The following is a 16171-nucleotide window of genomic DNA, read 5'->3' as shown; positions in this document are numbered from 1 at the left end:
CCGTGTCCGCGTCCCCGCCGTCTACATCCAGCCCCGGCGTTTGAAGAGCCGGTACAGGCTGTAGACCGCGACCGCCATCACCAGCAGCACGGCGGGATAGCCGCCCACCCACCCCAGCTCCGGCATGTGTGCGAAATTCATCCCGTAGATCCCCGCGACCAGGGTGGGAACGGCCGCCATCGCCGCCCACGCCGAGATCTTGCGCATGTCGTCGTTCTGCCGGACGCCCTGCTGGGCCAGATGCGCGGCCAGAATGTCCGACAACAGCCGGTCCAACCCCTCCACCTGTTCGTTCGCCCGGGTCAGATGGTCGCTGACATCGCGGAAGAATGGCTGGGAATGCTCGTGGACGAACGGCACTGCCGCGCTCGCCAGCCGGGACATCGGACCCGCCAGCGGCCCGGTCGCCCGCCGGAATTCCAGCACCTGCCGTTTAAACGTGTAAATCCGCGCGGCCGTCCCCGGCCCCGACGCGCCCGCACCGCCGCCGGTGCCGCCGCCCGGGTCAAAGACGGCGGCCTCCATCTCCTCCAGGTCCACCTGAAGCTCCCCGGCGACCTCGATGTAGTGGTCCACCACCGCGTCGCTGACCGCGTACAGCACCGCCGTCGGCCCGTGCGCCAGCACATCGGGCTCGGACTCCAGCCGCTTGCGCACGTCCGACAGGGCCGCGCCCTCGCCGTGCCGGACCGTCACCACGAACGAGTCTCCGATGAAAAGCATCAGCTCACCGGTGGTGACGGTGTCGCCCCGGGGCTCGTACACCACCGGCTTCAGGACCACGAAGAGCGAGTCGTCGTACACCTCCAGCTTGGGCCGCTGATGGGCCCGCAGCGCGTCCTCCACCGCCAGCGGATGGAGCCCGAACTCCGTTCTGACGAGGCCGAACTCCTCCTCGGTCGGCTCATGCATCCCGATCCACAGAAAAGTGTCACCGCTCGCCCTGGCCAGGCCGAGCGCGTCGGAGAGGTCGCCGGGCCCCTCGGTGCGACGCCCGTCGCGATAGATGGCGCAGTCCACGATCACAGCGCGCATTCTCCCGTGCCCGCCACCCCGCCGCACCCCGGCACGATCCCGCTCACCCCGGCGTACTCCCGCGCACCCGCAGGGCCGGACCGACCTAGCAAGATCCAAAGGGGAGGCCCTAGGCTTGCGGTCATGGCCACGCTGATTCTCGTACGCCACGGACGCTCGACCGCCAACACGGCCGGACTGCTCGCCGGCTGGACCCCGGGAGTCCATCTCGACGAGCGCGGGGCCGCCCAGGCCGCCTCGCTGCCCGCACGGCTCGCCGATGTGCCGATCGCCGCGGTGGTCAGCAGCCCGCTGGAGCGCTGTCTGCAGACCCTGCGACCGCTGCTGGACGCCCGGCCCGGGCTGGAGCCGCAGACCGACGAGCGGATCGGCGAGTGCCACTACGGCGACTGGTCGGGCCGCAAGCTGGCGGAGCTGGCGGGCGAACCGCTGATGGAGGTCGTGCAGCAGCACCCCTCGGCGGCGGTCTTCCCCGGCGGGGAGTCGATGCGGGCGATGCAGGCCCGCGCGGTGGACGCGGTGCGCGAGTGGAACGACCGGGTCGACGCCGAGCACGGCGAGGACGCGGTGTATCTGATGTGCTCGCACGGCGACATCATCAAGTCGCTCGTCGCGGACGCGCTCGGCATGCACCTCGATCTCTTCCAGCGGATCCATGTGGAACCGTGCTCCGTGACCGCGATCCGCTACACCCGCACCCGCCCGTTCCTGCTGCGGCTCGGCGACACCGGCGAGCTGGGCGACCTCGCGCCGCGCGGCGGCGGGGAGCGGGCCGCGGAGGGCGACGCGGTCGTGGGGGGCGGCGCGGGCGCACCGTGATCGCCGGGCGCAGTAGGGTGGACGCGCCGAAAGACCACCGGCCCGATCGGGCCGTCCGTTGAATTTTGAGGGAGAGAGCGTGTCCCGTCAGGTGTTCCTCTACGACCCCCCGGACCGGTTCGTCGCCGGCACGGTCGGGCTCCCTGGACGCCGTACGTTCTTCCTCCAGGCGTCGGCGGGAGGGCGCGTGACCAGCGTGGCCCTGGAGAAGACCCAGGTCGCGGCGCTCGCCGAGCGCATCGACGAGCTGCTGGACGAAGTCGTACGCCGTACCGGGGGCAATGCCCCGGTGCCCGCGGTCGCCCCCGCCGATGTCGCGGACACCGCGCCGCTGGACTCCCCCGTCGAGGAGGAGTTCCGGGTCGGCACGATGGCCCTGGCCTGGGACGGCGAGGAACAGCGCATGATCGTCGAGGCGCAGGCGCTGGTCGAGCTGGACGCCGGCTCGGACGAAGAGCTGGCGGACGCCGAGGAGCGACTGCTCCAGGACGAGGAGAACGGCCCGCCGATGCTCCGCGTCCGGCTGACCGGGGCGCAGGCGAGGTCCTTCGCCAAGCGCGCCCTGGACGTGGTGAACGCCGGCCGGGCGCCCTGCCCGCTGTGCAGCCTGCCGCTCGATCCGGAAGGACACGTATGCCCGCGCCAGAACGGATACCGACGGGGAGCGTGACCTCGCTGGATCTGCTCGCCAATGGCGAGCTGGCCGTGCGCGGCCAGGTCCGCGAGGCCTCCAACGCGGTGTTGTTCTGCTCCGTCTCGTACGAGGGCGCCGAGGCCTCCTGCGTCTACAAGCCGGTCTCCGGGGAGCGCCCCCTGTGGGACTTCCCGGACGGGACGCTGGCCCAGCGCGAGGTCGCGGCGTACGAGGTCTCCGAGGCGCTGGGCTGGCACCTGGTGCCGCCCACCGTCCTGCGGGACGGGCCGTACGGCCGGGGCATGGTCCAGCTCTGGATCGAGGCGGACCCCGCCGCCTCCCTGCTGGCGCTCGTGGACGAGGAGAAGCCGGCGGACGGCTGGAAGGCGGTCGGCCTCGCGCAGGTCGGCGAGGGGCGTACGGCGCTGCTGGTCCACGCCGACGACACCCGGCTGCGCCGGCTCGCGGTGCTCGACGCGGTGATCAACAACGGCGACCGCAAGGGCGGGCATCTGCTGCCCGCGCCGGACGGGACGCTGTACGCGATCGACCACGGCGTCACCTTCAACGTCGACGACAAGCTGCGCACGCTGCTCTGGGGTTGGGCGGGGGAGCCCCTGCCGGCGGAGGCGCTGGAGGCGCTGGAGAGCCTGTCCGGCGCGCTGGCGGACGGAGCGGCGCTGGTCACCCGGCTGGGGGAGCTGCTGACACCGGCGGAGGTGGACGCGGTACGGGCCAGAGTGGCCGCCCTGCGAGCCTCGGGCACCCATCCGTCCCCCTCGGGCCAGTGGCCCGCGATCCCCTGGCCACCTGTCTGATCTTTGACGGGGCCCGGTGCGGAGTATCGCGTTCCGTGGCCCCGAACGGACATGAGTTACCCCCTCAGAGTGTCTATCCGGCCAATTCGGCTTGATCTGGTTAGTGAACGGATCAGTTGTCCGGTTACGCTCAAGGCATGCATGCCTGGCCCGCTTCTGAGGTCCCCGCCCTGCCTGGCAAGGGCCGCGACCTCCGGATCCACGACACAGCGACCGGTGGGTTCCTGACCCTCGATCCCGGTCCCGTCGCCCGAATCTATGTCTGCGGCATCACGCCGTACGACGCGACCCACATCGGTCACGCGGCGACCTACAACGCGTTCGACCTCGTCCAGCGCGTGTGGCTCGACACCAAGCGGCAGGTTCACTACGTCCAAAACGTCACCGACGTCGACGACCCGCTCCTGGAGCGCGCCATCCGCGACGGGCACGACTGGACCCGGCTCGCCGAGCGCGAGACCGCCCTCTTCCGCGAGGACATGACGGCGCTGCGGATGCTGCCGCCGCGCCACTACATCGGTGCCGTCGAAGCGATACCCGGCATCGTGCCGCTCGTCGAGCGGCTGCTGGACGCCGGTGCCGCCTATGAACTCGAAGGCGACATCTACTTCTCCGTCGAGGCGGACCCCCACTTCGGCGAGGTCTCCCACCTCGACGCCGAGGCGATGCGGCTGCTCTCCGCCGAACGCGGCGGGGACCCGGACCGGTCCGGCAAGAAGAACCCGCTCGACCCGATGCTGTGGATGGCCGCCCGCGAGGGCGAGCCGAACTGGGACGGCGGACGCCTCGGCCGGGGCCGCCCCGGCTGGCACATCGAGTGCGTGGCCATCGCCCTGGACCACCTCGGCATGGGCTTCGACATCCAGGGAGGCGGCTCCGACCTCGTCTTCCCGCACCATGAGATGGGCGCTTCGCACGCCCAGGCCCTCACCGGCGAGCACCCCTTCGCGCGGGCCTACGTCCACGCCGGGATGGTCGCCCTCGACGGCGAGAAGATGTCGAAGTCCAAGGGCAATCTGGTCTTCGTCTCCGCGCTGCGCCGCGAGGGCGTGGACCCGGCCGCCATCAGGCTCGCTCTCCTCTCCCACCACTACCGCTCCGACTGGGAGTGGACCGACCAGGTGCTCCGGGACGCCGTGGCCCGGCTGGACCACTGGCGCGCGGCGGTGTCGCGGCCCGACGGGCCGTCCGCCGACGACCTGGTCGAGGAGATCCGGGAAGCCCTCTCGGACGACCTCGACGCCCCCTCCGCACTGGCCGCCGTCGACCGCTGGGCGGCACGCCAGCACGCCGGGGGCGGTACGGACGAGGGCGCGCCCGGACTGGTCTCGCGTACGGTCGACGCCCTGCTCGGGGTCGCGCTGTAGCACCCGGAGCGAGTACGAGAAGGAGGGGCGGGGTCCGCACGGACCCCGCCCCTCCTTCTCGTACCGTCCCTCAGACCTGCGGGGGATCCCCGTCGTCCTCGTCGGCACTCTTGCTCTTGCGTTTGCGTCTGACCGGCTTCGGCCTGGACTCCGCTTCCGCTTCCGCTTCCGGTTCCGGTTTCGCTTCCGGTTTCTGTTCCTGCTTCGACTCCGGTTCGGTCCCCGGGGACTCGGCGGTCTCGGGGGACTGCTCCGGACGCGGCGGCTTCGAGGGCCGGTTCAGCCCGCCGGCGGGATCCCGCAGATACGCCCCGCCCTCCCCGCCGTCGGTCGCGACACCGGGACCGGGCCCGGGGCCGCCGTCCCGCCGCCGCAGATACCGCTCGAACTCCCGGGCGATCGCCTCCCCGGAGGCCTCCGGCAGCTCGGCCGTGTCCCGTGCCTCCTCCAGCGTCTGGACGTACTCCGCCACCTCGCCGTCCTCGGCCGCCAGTTGATCGACGCCCAGCTGCCAGGCCCTGGCGTCCTCGGGCAGTTCGCCCAGCGGGATCCGCAGACCGATCAGATCCTCCAGCCGGTTCAGCAGCGCCAGCGTCGCCTTGGGATTGGGCGGCTGCGACACATAGTGCGGCACCGCCGCCCACAGGCTCACCGCCGGCACCCCCGCGTGCGTGCACGCCTCCTGCAGAATCCCGACGATTCCGGTGGGCCCCTCGTACCGCGTCTCCTCCAGGTCCATCGTCCTGGCCAGATCCGGGTCCGAGGTGATGCCGCTCACCGGCACCGGCCGGGTGTGCGGGGTGTCCCCGAGCAGCGCGCCCAGGATCACCACCATCTCCACCCCCAGTTCATGGGCGAATCCGAGGATCTCGTTGCAGAACGAACGCCAGCGCATGGACGGCTCTATGCCCCGCACCAACACCAGGTCACGCGGTTTCTCGCCGCCGATCCGGACCACGGACAGCCGGGTCGTGGGCCAGGTGATCTTCCGTACTCCGCCGTCCAGCCACACCGTGGGCCGATTGACCTGGAAGTCGTAGTAGTCCTCGGCATCCAGTGCCGCGAACACCTCGCCCTTCCACTCCCGGTCCAGATGCGCGACCGCTGTGGAGGCGGCGTCGCCGGCGTCGTTCCAGCCCTCGAACGCGGCCACCATGACCGGGTCGATCAGCTCGGGTACCCCCTCGAGCTCGATCACCCAGTGCCTCCTTCCGACGTGCCTCTCGTACGGCCCCAACCTTACGGCTTGCGGGGTCTGTCGCCGCAGCCCTCTTGCACGGGCGGGTGAACCTTGGCCAAGACCCGCCAAGACGTGCCCGATCCGCCTCAGCTACCCATCCGCCTGCTGATTCATCCGGGCGGTGACCGGCGAATCTTCCACACGGCCCGTCGCACGGCCCGCCGCGAACGGCGTGCGGGGCGGCCCCCGACCGGGAGCCGCCCCACACCTTCCGTCACTTCGGTCCGGTTCCGGTCCGCCCTACGACCGGTCGCCGAGCAGATCCGTGACCTTGCCCCGGATCTCGTCCGTGGCCAGGCCCCGGATCGTCAGCGTCGTACGCCGGCGCAGCACATCGTCGGCCGTCTCGGCCCACTCGTGGTCACGCGCGTACACCACCTGCGCCCAGATCTCCGGCGCGTCCGGGTGGATCCGCTCGGCCAGCGCCGGGTCGTCGTTGGCCAGCCGCGCGATGTCGAAGGAGAGCGAGCCGTAGTGGGTCGCCAGGTGGCGCGCGGTGTCCGCGGCCATCCGGGGCCCCGGCGTACCGCCGTCTACCAGCAGCCGGTGCGCCACCGCGTTCGGGTTGGCTATGCCGGGCAGCGGAAGCTTCTTCGGCAGCCGCGAGATCGGCTCCATGTCCTCCGCCAGCGGCTGCCCGGGCAGCGCGGCGAGCTTGTTCATCACCGTACGACCGATGTGGCGGAACGTCGTCCACTTGCCGCCGGCCACCGACAGCATTCCGCCGGCGCCCTCCGAGACCACCGTCTCCCGCTTGGCCTTCGAGGTGTCGCCGGGACCGCCCGGCAGCACCCGCAGACCCGCGAAGGAGTACGTGATCAGATCGCGCGACAGCTGCTGGTCGCGGATCGAGAACGCGGCCTCGTCCAGGATCTGGGCGGTGTCCTTCTCATTGACCGAGACATCGGCCGGGTCGCCCTCGAACTCCTCGTCCGTGGTGCCCAGGAGCAGCATGTCCTCCCAGGGCAGGGCGAAGGTGATGCGGTACTTGTCGATCGGGGTCGCCAGCGCGGCCTTCCACGGCGAGGTGCGCTTGAGCACCAGGTGCGCGCCCTTGGAGAGCCGGATCGACGGAGCCGCGTTCGGGTCCTCCATCCGGCGCAGGTGGTCCACCCACGGGCCGGTGGCGTTCAGCACCAGCCGGGCGCTCACCCCGAACTCCGTGCCGTCCAGCCGGTCCTTCAGCTCCGCGCCCGTGACCCGGCCCTTGGTGAACCGCAGCCCGGTCACCTCGGCGTGGTTGAGCACGGTCGCGCCCGCCTCGACGGCCGCGCGGACCGTCATCAGCGCCATGCGCGAGTCGTTCATCTGGTCGTCCCCGTAGACGGCGACGGCCTTCAGACCCTCGGTCCGCAGCTCGGGCACGTCACGCTGCGCCTTGGCGGCGCTGATGACATGGCCGACGCCGTCGCCGAAGGCGGAGAGCGCGGAGTACGCGAAGACTCCCGCGCCCAGCTTCGCCGCGCCGTGCGGTCCGCCCTTGTAGACCGGCAGATAGAAGGTCAGCGGGTTGGCGAGGTGGGGGGCCACCTCGCGGGAGACCGCGCGGCGCTCGAAGTGGTTCTCCGCCACCAGCTTCACCGCGCCGGTCTGCAGATACCGCAGACCGCCGTGGAGCAGCTTGGAGGAGGCGGAGGAGGTGGCGCCGGCGAAGTCGCCGGCGTCCACCAGGGCCACCCGCAGCCCGGACTGGGCCGCATGCCAGGCGGTGGAGATGCCCAGGATGCCGCCGCCGATCACCAGGAGGTCGTACGTCGCCCTGGAGAGCTGCTCCCGTGTCTCGGCACGGCTCGGGAGGGAGCCGGCTGCCGGGTGCGCTCCGAGGGACGGAACGCTCTGCGGGGTGGTCATGTCTTACTCCTCTTCCTCAAGCCAGCCCATGGACCGCTCGACGGCCTTGAGCCAGTTCTTGTACTCGCGTTCGCGCTGCTCGGCGTCCATGCGAGGGGTCCATTCGGCGGCCCTGCGCCAGTTGGCGCGCAGTGCGTCGGTGTCCGGCCAGAAACCGACGGCCAGACCTGCGGCGTACGCCGCGCCGAGGCAGGTCGTCTCGGCGACCATCGGACGCACCACGGGCGCGTCCAGGAAGTCCGAGAGGGTCTGCATCAGCAGATTGTTGGAGGTCATCCCGCCGTCGACCTTGAGCGCGGTCAGCTCGACGCCGGAGTCCTTCGTCATGGCGTCGGTGATCTCGCGGGTCTGCCAGGCGGTGGCCTCGAGCACGGCGCGCGCGATGTGCGCCTTGGTGACATAGCGGGTGAGACCGGCGATCACACCGCGGGCGTCGGAGCGCCAGTACGGGGCGAAGAGGCCGGAGAAGGCGGGGACGAAGTACGCGCCGCCGTTGTCCTCGACCGACAGGGCCAGGGTCTCGATCTCGGCCGCGGAGTTGATCAGGCCCATCTGGTCGCGCATCCACTGCACCAGCGAACCGGTGACCGCGATCGAGCCCTCCAGGGCGTACACGGCCTTCTGGTCGCCGATGCGGTAGCCGACGGTGGTCAGCAGGCCGTTGTACGAGTTGACCGGGGTCTCACCGGTGTTCATCAGCATGAACGTGCCGGTGCCGTACGTCGACTTCGCCTCGCCCTCGGCGAAACAGGTCTGGCCGAAGAGCGCCGCCTGCTGGTCGCCGAGCGCCGAGGCGACCGGGATGCCGTCGAGGATGCCGCCCTTGGCGAGGCCGTACACCTCGGAGGAGGACCGGATCTCGGGCAGCACCGCGGCCGGGATCTCCATCGAAGCGAGGATCTTGTCGTCCCACTTCATGGTGTAGAGGTTCATCAGCATGGTGCGCGAGGCGTTGGTGACGTCGGTGACGTGCACCCCGCCCTCGGTTCCGCCGGTCAGATTCCAGATGACCCAGGAGTCCATGGTGCCGAAGAGGATCTCGCCGCGCTCGGCGCGCTCGCGCAGGCCCTCGACGTTGTCGAGCAGCCAGCGGACCTTGGGGCCGGAGAAGTAGCTGGCCAGCGGCAGCCCGGTCTCACGGCGGAAGCGGTCCTGGCCGACATTGCGGCCCAGCTCCTTGCAGAGCGCGTCGGTGCGGGTGTCCTGCCAGACGATGGCGTTGTGGACGGGCTCACCGGTCTTCTTGTCCCAGAGCAGAGTGGTCTCGCGCTGGTTGGTGATGCCGATCGCCTTGACATCGGCCGCGGTGATGCCCGCCTTGTCGAGCGCACCGGCCACGACTTCCTGGACATTCGTCCAGATCTCGACGGCGTCGTGCTCGACCCAGCCGGGCTTGGGGAAGATCTGCTCGTGCTCCTTCTGGTGGACGGAGACGATCCGGCCGTCCTTGTCGAAGACGATGCAGCGGCTGGAGGTGGTGCCCTGGTCGATGGCCGCGATGAACGGGCCATGTCCGTGGGACGAGGTTCCGGTGGTGTGTGGATCGGTCACGGTGTGCTCCTGCTCAGTACGGTGGGGATACGGCTGTACCTGTACGGCGTACGTATACGGCGTGCGCTCATGGTCAGACGAACGCGAGGTTGTAGATACCCGCGGCGAGTGCTCCGCCGGCCAGCGGACCGGCGATCGGGATCCAGGCGTAGCCCCAGTCGGAGCCGCCCTTGTTGGGCAGCGGCAGCAGGGCGTGAACGATACGGGGGCCCAGGTCACGGGCCGGGTTGATGGCGTAGCCGGTCGGGCCGCCGAGGGAGAGGCCGATACCGACGACCACGAAGGCGGTGATCAGTCCGCCGAGGATGCTCAGGCCCTTGCCCTCGTCGTTGAGGCCCTGGGTGAGCACGGCGAGCACGAGCACCGTGGTGCCCAGGATCTCGGTGGCGAGGTTCTGCCAGACGACGCGGATCTCGGGGCCGGTGGCGAAGATGCCGAGGACCGGGCCGGCCTTGCTGCCGTTGTGCGGGCCCTCGATCGGCTTCTCGGCCTGATCGCCGATGATCTCGGGATCGGTGAGATGCGACCGGAACTGGCCGTAGTAGGCGACCCAGGCCAGTGCGGCGCCGAGCATCGCGCCGAGCAGCTGGCCGGCGAGGTAGACGCCGAAGTTGTCCCAGACCCCGTCCTTGATGGCGATGCCGAGGGTGACGGCGGGGTTGAGATGGGCGCCGGAGAGCGGGCCGCTGATGTAGACGGCGGTCATCACCGCGAAGCCCCACGCCAGGGTGATGGCGAGGAAGCCGGCGCCGCGCGCCTTGGAATTCTTGAGGGTGACGGCGGCTACCACGCCACCGCCGAGCAGGATCAGAACAGCTGTTCCGATGATCTCGCCGATAAAGATGTCGGAGCTGGACACCGCGACTCCTTTGTCCTTCGTCCAGGGGAAGGCGAACCCCGGTCACTCCGGGGGTTCGCGCCCTCAGGTGAGGGCGTTGTCGGCCCTTGGCGCTTGTCACACTCTAACGGGTATCGCCGGTAGTTGTTCGACAATGCCGACCGATGAACGGCAGTTTTGTCCCTGGTCAACTTGACGTCAAGGGTCGTATGCCCCCAAAGCCCGATCGTTATCGATGATGCGCCCGTGCGCGTGGGGCCGCACGGTGCGCGGCACGGGCGGCGCGCGCCGGGCCGCCGGGGCGGGCGGGGGCGGCGCGGCGGGCGCGGGCACGCGGAGGCGTCCGGCTCGCCGGAGGGCGGCCGGAGGGGATGCGCGTCAGGGGCCGGGGTGACCGGCCCGGAGGGCGGGCGGGGGCGTCCGCCGGGTCAGAACCGGCCGGCGCCGAGATCGCGGGAGACCGAGCGGGCGCACTCGCGCACGGCCGCCACCAGCTCGGACCGCAGCTCCCGGCCCTCGCAGACCCGCTCCACGCCACCGGTGATGGCGACCGCCCCCACGGGCATCCGCCGCCGGTCGTGGATGGGCGCGGCGACCGCCGCCACACCCTCCCAGGTCTCCTCCACGTCGGCCGCCCACCCGCGCGCGCGGGTGAGGTCGAGGACCGCCTCGAACTCCGCCGGACCCGTCACCGTCCGGGAGGTGAAGGCCTCCCGCTCGGCCTCCAGGGCCTCCGTGTGCGCCACCGGGTCGTAGGCCGCCAGCACCTTGCCCAGCGCCGTGGAGTGCAGCGGCTGCATGGCCCCCACCTCCAGCACCTGGCGGCTGTCGTCGGGGCGGAAGACGTGGTGGACGATGAGCACGCCGTGCTGGTGGGCCACGCCCACATGGACGCTCTCGCCGCTGGAGCGGGCCAGGTCGTCCGTCCAGACCAGGGCGCGGGCGCGCAGCTCGTGGACGTCCAGATAGCCGGTGCCCAGCCGCAGCAGCTCGGCCCCCAGCTGATAGCGGCCGGAGGCCGGGTCCTGCTCCACGAAGCCCTCGGCCTGGAGCGTGCGCAGAATGCCGTGGGCCGTCCCCTTGGCCAGTTCCAGCGAGGAGGCGATGTCCGAGAGACCCAGCCGGCGCTCTCCGCCCGCGAGCAGACGCAGCATCGCCGCAGCGCGCTCCAGTGACTGGATGCTCTTCGCCATCGGATCGGCCCTCTCCCACTGCTGTTCGACAATGCTGAACACTATCGGTCGATGTCGACCTAGGTCAGTGTGGAGCGAGTATCTCGTGGCAGACGGGTTCACAGAAGCCCTCCGGCCAACTTGGTCCGCCCCGTGGAACACCCACGACTCCGCAGGCCCCCTGCGGTTACTCTGACTCCGTGCGCCTTCTCACCGGAAGCCGCAAAGCCGACAGCCGTCGCATCCCAGGGAGCTCATTCCATGGCCTCGTTGCCGACCTCTTCCGCCCCTTCCGCTTCCGCAGACAGCCGGACCAGGATCGCAGCCCTCCGTGAGGCTTTCGCCACGCGTGTCGTTGTCGCTGATGGTGCGATGGGGACGATGCTCCAGGAGCAGGATCCGACTCTTGAGGATTTCGAGAATCTCGAGGGCTGCAATGAGGTCCTGAATGTGACCCGCCCGGACATTGTGCGGTCCGTCCATGCCGCGTATTTCGGTGTGGGTGTCGACTGTGTCGAGACGAATACGTTCGGGGCGAATTTCGCGGCGCTGGCGGAGTATGACATTCCTGAGCGGGTGCACGAGCTGTCCGAGGCGGGCGCGCGGATCGCCCGGGAGGTCGCCGACGAGTTCACGGCGTCCACGGGACAGCAGCGCTGGGTGCTGGGGTCGATGGGGCCGGGGACCAAGCTGCCGACGCTGGGCCACGCCCCTTACACGGTGTTGCGGGACGCGTTCCAGGCGAACGCGGAGGGCATGATCGCCGGTGGTGCGGACGCGCTGCTGGTGGAGACGACGCAGGATCTGCTGCAGACGAAGGCGGCGATCCTGGGAGCCCGGCGCGCGCTGGATGTCTCGGGCCTGGATCTGCCGCTGATCTGTTCGGTGACGGTCGAGACGACGGGCACGATGCTGCTGGGCTCGGAGATCGGCGCCGCTCTGACGGCGCTGGAGCCTTTGGGCATCGACATGATCGGTCTGAATTGCGCGACGGGGCCGGCGGAGATGAGTGAGCATCTCCGTTATCTGGCCCGTCATTCGCGGATCCCTCTGTCGTGCATGCCGAACGCCGGTCTGCCGGTGCTGGGGAAGAACGGCGCGCACTATCCGCTGTCGGCGTCCGAGCTGGCGGATGCGCAGGAGACGTTCGTCGGGGAGTACGGGCTGTCGCTGGTGGGCGGGTGCTGCGGGACGACGCCGGAGCATCTGCGGCAGGTGGTGGAGCGGGTGCGGGGGCTGGTTCCGGGAGCGCGGGAGCCGCGTCCGGAGCCGGGGGCGGCGTCGCTGTACCAGACGGTGCCGTTCCGTCAGGACACCTCCTACATGGCGATCGGCGAGCGGACGAACGCGAACGGGTCGAAGAAGTTCCGCGAGGCGATGCTGGAGGCCCGCTGGGACGACTGTGTGGAGATCGCCCGGGACCAGATCCGTGAGGGCGCGCACATGCTCGATCTGTGTGTCGACTATGTCGGCCGGGACGGTGTGGCGGACATGGCGGAGCTGGCGGGCCGCTTCGCCACCGCCTCGACGCTGCCCCTGGTGCTGGACTCGACCGAGGTGGAGGTGATCCGGGCCGGTTTGGAGAAGCTGGGCGGCCGTGCGGTCATCAACTCCGTCAACTACGAGGACGGCGACGGCCCGGAATCACGGTTCGCGCAGGTCACCCGTCTCGCTCAGGAGCATGGCGCGGCGCTGATCGCGCTGACGATCGACGAGGAGGGCCAGGCCCGCACCGTCGAGCACAAGGTCGCGATCGCGGAACGCCTGATCGACGATCTGACGGGGAACTGGGGGATCCTGGAGTCGGACATTCTGATCGACACCCTCACGTTCACGATCTGCACGGGGCAGGAGGAGTCGCGGGGTGACGGGATCGCGACGATCGGCGCGATCCGGGAGCTGAAGCGCCGCCACCCCGACGTCCAGACCACCCTGGGCCTGTCGAACATCTCCTTCGGTCTGAATCCGGCGGCGCGGGTGCTGCTGAACTCGGTGTTCCTGGACGAGTGTGTGAAGGCCGGTCTGGACTCGGCGATCGTGCACGCGTCGAAGATCCTGCCGATCGCCCGCTTCGACGAGGAACAGGTCACCACCGCCCTGGACCTGATCTACGACCGGCGGGCGGAGGGCTACGACCCGCTCCAGAAGCTGATGGCCCTGTTCGAGGGAGTGAACACCAAGTCGCTGAAGGCGGGCCGGGCCGAGGAACTCCTCGCGCTCCCCCTGGAGGAGCGTCTCCAGCGGCGGATCATCGACGGGGAGAAGAACGGCCTGGAGCGCGACCTGGACGAGGCCCTCCAGGAGCGACCGGCGCTGGCGATCGTGAACGACACCCTTCTGGAGGGGATGAAGGTCGTCGGCGAGCTGTTCGGCTCGGGGCAGATGCAGCTGCCGTTCGTGCTCCAGTCCGCCGAGGTGATGAAGAACGCGGTCGCCTACCTCGAACCCCACATGGAGAAGTCCGACGCGGAGGGCAAGGGCACCATCGTCCTCGCCACGGTCCGCGGCGACGTCCACGACATCGGCAAGAACCTCGTCGACATCATTCTCTCCAACAACGGCTACAACGTGGTCAACCTCGGCATCAAACAGCCGGTGTCCGCGATCCTCGAAGCCGCTCAGGAACACCGCGCCGATGTGATCGGCATGTCCGGCCTGCTGGTCAAGTCGACGGTGATCATGAAGGAGAACCTCCAGGAACTCAACCAGCGCAACATGGCCGCCGACTACCCCGTCATCCTCGGCGGCGCCGCCCTCACCCGCGCCTATGTCGAACAGGACCTCCACGAGATCTACGAAGGAGAAGTCCGCTACGCGCGGGACGCGTTCGAGGGCCTGCGGCTGATGGACGCGCTGATCGCCGTCAAACGCGGGGTCCCCGGCGCGGTACTGCCGGAACTCAAGCAGCGCCGGGTCGCCAAACGCGACACCCCCGTCCTGGATGTGGTGGAGCCGGAGATCCCGGCGCGCTCGGATGTCGCGGTGGACAATCCGGTGCCGGTGCCGCCGTTCTGGGGGACACGGGTGATCAAGGGGATCCAGCTGAAGGAGTACGCCTCGTGGCTGGACGAGGGCGCGCTGTTCAAGGGGCAGTGGGGGCTGAAGCAGGCGCGCGCGGGTGACGGGCCCTCCTACGAGGAGCTGGTGGAGAGCGAGGGCCGCCCGCATCTGCGCGGCTGGCTCGACAAGCTCCACACCGAGAACATGCTTGAGGCCGCCGTGGTCTACGGCTATTTCCCCTGCGTGTCCAAGGGCGACGATCTGATCCTTCTCCACGAGGACGGCTCGGAGCGGACCCGGTTCACCTTCCCCCGCCAGCGCCGGGGCCGCTACCTGTGCCTGGCGGACTTCTTCCGCCCCGAGGAGTCGGGCGAGGTGGATGTGGTGGGTCTCCAGGTCGTGACGGTCGGTTCCCGGATCGGGGAGGCGACCGCCGAACTCTTCGCCCAGGACGCCTACCGCGACTACCTCGAACTCCACGGACTCTCCGTCCAGCTCGCCGAAGCCCTCGCCGAGTACTGGCACGCACGGGTCCGCGCGGAACTCGGCTACGCGGGGGAGGACCCGGCCGACGTGGAGGACATGTTCGCGCTCAAGTACCGGGGCGCGCGGTTCTCGCTGGGGTACGGGGCGTGCCCGGACCTCGAGGACCGGGCGAAGATCGCGGAACTCCTCCAGCCGGAACGGATCGGGGTCCATCTCTCGGAAGAGTTCCAGCTCCATCCCGAGCAGTCCACCGACGCCATCGTCATCCACCACCCCCAGGCGAAGTACTTCAACGCGCGGTAACCGCCCCCGTACCACCGTACGAGCCCGCCCCCGGCGCTCCGGGGGCGGGCTCGTACCGTCTCCGGGCCCCGCGCACCACCCCTCGGAGGGATGCCGCCGCTGTCCCCGGGCGCTTTCGCCCCGCCGGACGTACACTTGTCGGTCCCAAGCAGGCCGGTCGACTTGTTTCCGCGGGAGAGCCGTGGAAAAGGGCGACCGGCCTTCTCGTCCCTCCCGGAGGTGTGCCCATGACCAGCACGGTCCCCGCGTCGCTGACCAGCAGGGTCCCCGAGTCGTTCACCCTTCCGGCCGACGGGGCCGGACTTGAGGCGGTCTTCCTCGACATGGACGGCACCCTCGTGGACACCGAGGGCTTCTGGTGGGAGGCGGAGGCGGAGGTCTTTGGCGACCTCGGACACGAGCTGGACGAGGCCTGGCGCGATGTGGTGGTCGGCGGCCCCATGAGCCGCAGCGCGGGCTTCCTCATCGAGATGACCGGGGCGGACATAGCCCTGCCCGAACTCACCGTGCTGCTCAACGACCGCTTCGAGGCCAGGATCGACCGCGGTGTGCCGCTGATGCCCGGCGCCGAACGGCTGCTCGCCGAACTCGCCGCCCACCGGGTGCCCACAGCGCTGGTCTCCGCCTCGCACCGCCGCATCATCGACCGGGTCCTCGCCTCCCTGGGCCCCGCCAACTTCACGCTCTCGGTCGCCGGCGACGAGACCCCCCGCACCAAGCCGTATCCGGACCCCTATCTGCTCGCCGCCAGAGGCCTGGCCGTCGACCCCGCCCGCTGCGCCGTCATCGAGGACACCGCCACCGGGGTCGCCTCCGCCGAAGCGGCCGGCTGCCGGGTGGTCGCCGTCCCCTCCGTCGCCCCCATCGCCCCCGCCGAGGGCCGGACCGTCGTCGGATCCCTCGAAGAAGTGAACCTCAGCTTTCTCCGCGGCCTCATCACACCCATGAACTGAGACGGCACTGTCCGTGTTTCTTGAATTTCGAAGAAACACGGTTCACGCCGGTCGGATATTCCGATTGGCCTGATCTGCGTTTATGCAGGACCCCTCCGATAACT

General features: G+C 70.0%; 12 protein-coding genes. 6 read left to right on the top strand and 6 right to left on the bottom strand.

The features are described from left to right. Positions 1-21 precede the first annotated feature (21 nt). Positions 22-1035 carry a magnesium and cobalt transport protein CorA gene (locus ABD371_RS09430; protein ID WP_344474793.1) on the bottom strand — a complete coding sequence of 338 codons (1014 nt, stop codon included), beginning with the start codon at positions 1033-1035 and terminating at the stop codon, positions 22-24. Positions 1036-1158: 123 nt separating this feature from the next. On the opposite strand from ABD371_RS09430, the gene ABD371_RS09425 reads away from it, so the two are divergent. The 4 genes from ABD371_RS09425 to mshC all read left to right on the top strand — a co-directional run bounded on the left by ABD371_RS09425 (position 1159) and on the right by mshC (position 4673). After that, positions 1159-1854: a histidine phosphatase family protein gene (locus ABD371_RS09425; RefSeq protein WP_344474791.1), complete on the top strand. Its 696-nt coding sequence runs from the start codon at positions 1159-1161 to the stop codon at positions 1852-1854. A 79-nt stretch (positions 1855-1933) separates the two neighbouring features. Then, on the top strand, positions 1934-2524 hold the full coding sequence (locus tag ABD371_RS09420) for a DUF3090 domain-containing protein (RefSeq protein WP_190124448.1): 591 nt from the start codon (positions 1934-1936) through the stop codon (positions 2522-2524). Further along, positions 2488-3306: an SCO1664 family protein gene (locus tag ABD371_RS09415; RefSeq protein WP_344474788.1), complete on the top strand. Its 819-nt coding sequence runs from the start codon at positions 2488-2490 to the stop codon at positions 3304-3306. Before ABD371_RS09420 ends, ABD371_RS09415 begins: the two co-directional genes overlap by 37 nt. Positions 3307-3443: 137 nt before the next feature. Next, the gene (gene mshC, locus ABD371_RS09410; protein ID WP_344474786.1) at positions 3444-4673 is read left to right on the top strand and encodes a cysteine--1-D-myo-inosityl 2-amino-2-deoxy-alpha-D-glucopyranoside ligase; all 1230 of its coding nucleotides are present in this window, start codon (positions 3444-3446) and stop codon (positions 4671-4673) included. A gap of 70 nt (positions 4674-4743) precedes the next feature. On the opposite strand, the gene ABD371_RS09405 is transcribed toward mshC, so the two are convergent. The 5 genes from ABD371_RS09405 to ABD371_RS09385 all read right to left on the bottom strand — a co-directional run bounded on the left by ABD371_RS09405 (position 4744) and on the right by ABD371_RS09385 (position 11346). Then, positions 4744-5871 (bottom strand): PAC2 family protein, encoded by a 1128-nt coding sequence (locus ABD371_RS09405; protein ID WP_344474784.1) that lies wholly within the window; start codon positions 5869-5871, stop codon positions 4744-4746. A 282-nt stretch (positions 5872-6153) separates the two neighbouring features. Then, positions 6154-7764 carry a glycerol-3-phosphate dehydrogenase/oxidase gene (locus ABD371_RS09400; protein ID WP_344474782.1) on the bottom strand — a complete coding sequence of 537 codons (1611 nt, stop codon included), beginning with the start codon at positions 7762-7764 and terminating at the stop codon, positions 6154-6156. A 3-nt stretch (positions 7765-7767) separates the two neighbouring features. Then, positions 7768-9315 carry a glycerol kinase GlpK gene (gene glpK, locus ABD371_RS09395; protein WP_344474780.1) on the bottom strand — a complete coding sequence of 516 codons (1548 nt, stop codon included), beginning with the start codon at positions 9313-9315 and terminating at the stop codon, positions 7768-7770. Positions 9316-9388: 73 nt separating this feature from the next. Next, complete coding sequence (locus tag ABD371_RS09390; RefSeq protein ID WP_344474778.1) at positions 9389-10174, bottom strand: MIP/aquaporin family protein; 786 nt, start codon at positions 10172-10174, stop codon at positions 9389-9391. A 407-nt stretch (positions 10175-10581) separates the two neighbouring features. Beyond that, positions 10582-11346, bottom strand: a complete 765-nt coding sequence (locus ABD371_RS09385; RefSeq protein WP_344475010.1) for an IclR family transcriptional regulator — start codon at positions 11344-11346, stop codon at positions 10582-10584. A gap of 240 nt (positions 11347-11586) precedes the next feature. On the opposite strand from ABD371_RS09385, the gene metH reads away from it, so the two are divergent. Together metH and ABD371_RS09375 are read left to right on the top strand one after the other, a co-directional pair. After that, entirely contained in the window at positions 11587-15114 is a 3528-nt protein-coding gene (gene metH / locus ABD371_RS09380; protein ID WP_344474776.1) for a methionine synthase, read from the top strand. 251 nt (positions 15115-15365) lie between these two features. Next, positions 15366-16067, top strand: a complete 702-nt coding sequence (locus tag ABD371_RS09375) for an HAD family hydrolase (RefSeq protein ID WP_381734658.1) — start codon at positions 15366-15368, stop codon at positions 16065-16067. The last annotated feature ends 104 nt before the right edge of the window (positions 16068-16171 follow it).

The sequence above is a fragment of the Streptomyces amakusaensis genome (assembly GCF_039532665.1).
GTDB lineage: Bacteria > Actinomycetota > Actinomycetes > Streptomycetales > Streptomycetaceae > Streptomyces > Streptomyces amakusaensis.
The sequence above is the reverse complement of the archived record's forward strand: the minus strand, read 5'-3'. Positions and strand labels throughout refer to the sequence as shown.

What these genes read in the sequence shown, in the direction of transcription:
- ABD371_RS09430 (WP_344474793.1), bottom strand. Translation starts at nt 1,035, where the DNA reads ATGCGCGCTGTGATCGTGGACTGCGCCATCTATCGCGACGGGCGTCGC.
- ABD371_RS09425 (WP_344474791.1), top strand. Translation starts at nt 1,159, where the DNA reads ATGGCCACGCTGATTCTCGTACGCCACGGACGCTCGACCGCCAACACG.
- ABD371_RS09415 (WP_344474788.1), top strand. Translation starts at nt 2,488, where the DNA reads ATGCCCGCGCCAGAACGGATACCGACGGGGAGCGTGACCTCGCTGGAT.
- mshC (WP_344474786.1), top strand. Translation starts at nt 3,444, where the DNA reads ATGCATGCCTGGCCCGCTTCTGAGGTCCCCGCCCTGCCTGGCAAGGGC.
- ABD371_RS09400 (WP_344474782.1), bottom strand. Translation starts at nt 7,764, where the DNA reads ATGACCACCCCGCAGAGCGTTCCGTCCCTCGGAGCGCACCCGGCAGCC.
- ABD371_RS09385 (WP_344475010.1), bottom strand. Translation starts at nt 11,346, where the DNA reads ATGGCGAAGAGCATCCAGTCACTGGAGCGCGCTGCGGCGATGCTGCGT.
- metH (WP_344474776.1), top strand. Translation starts at nt 11,587, where the DNA reads ATGGCCTCGTTGCCGACCTCTTCCGCCCCTTCCGCTTCCGCAGACAGC.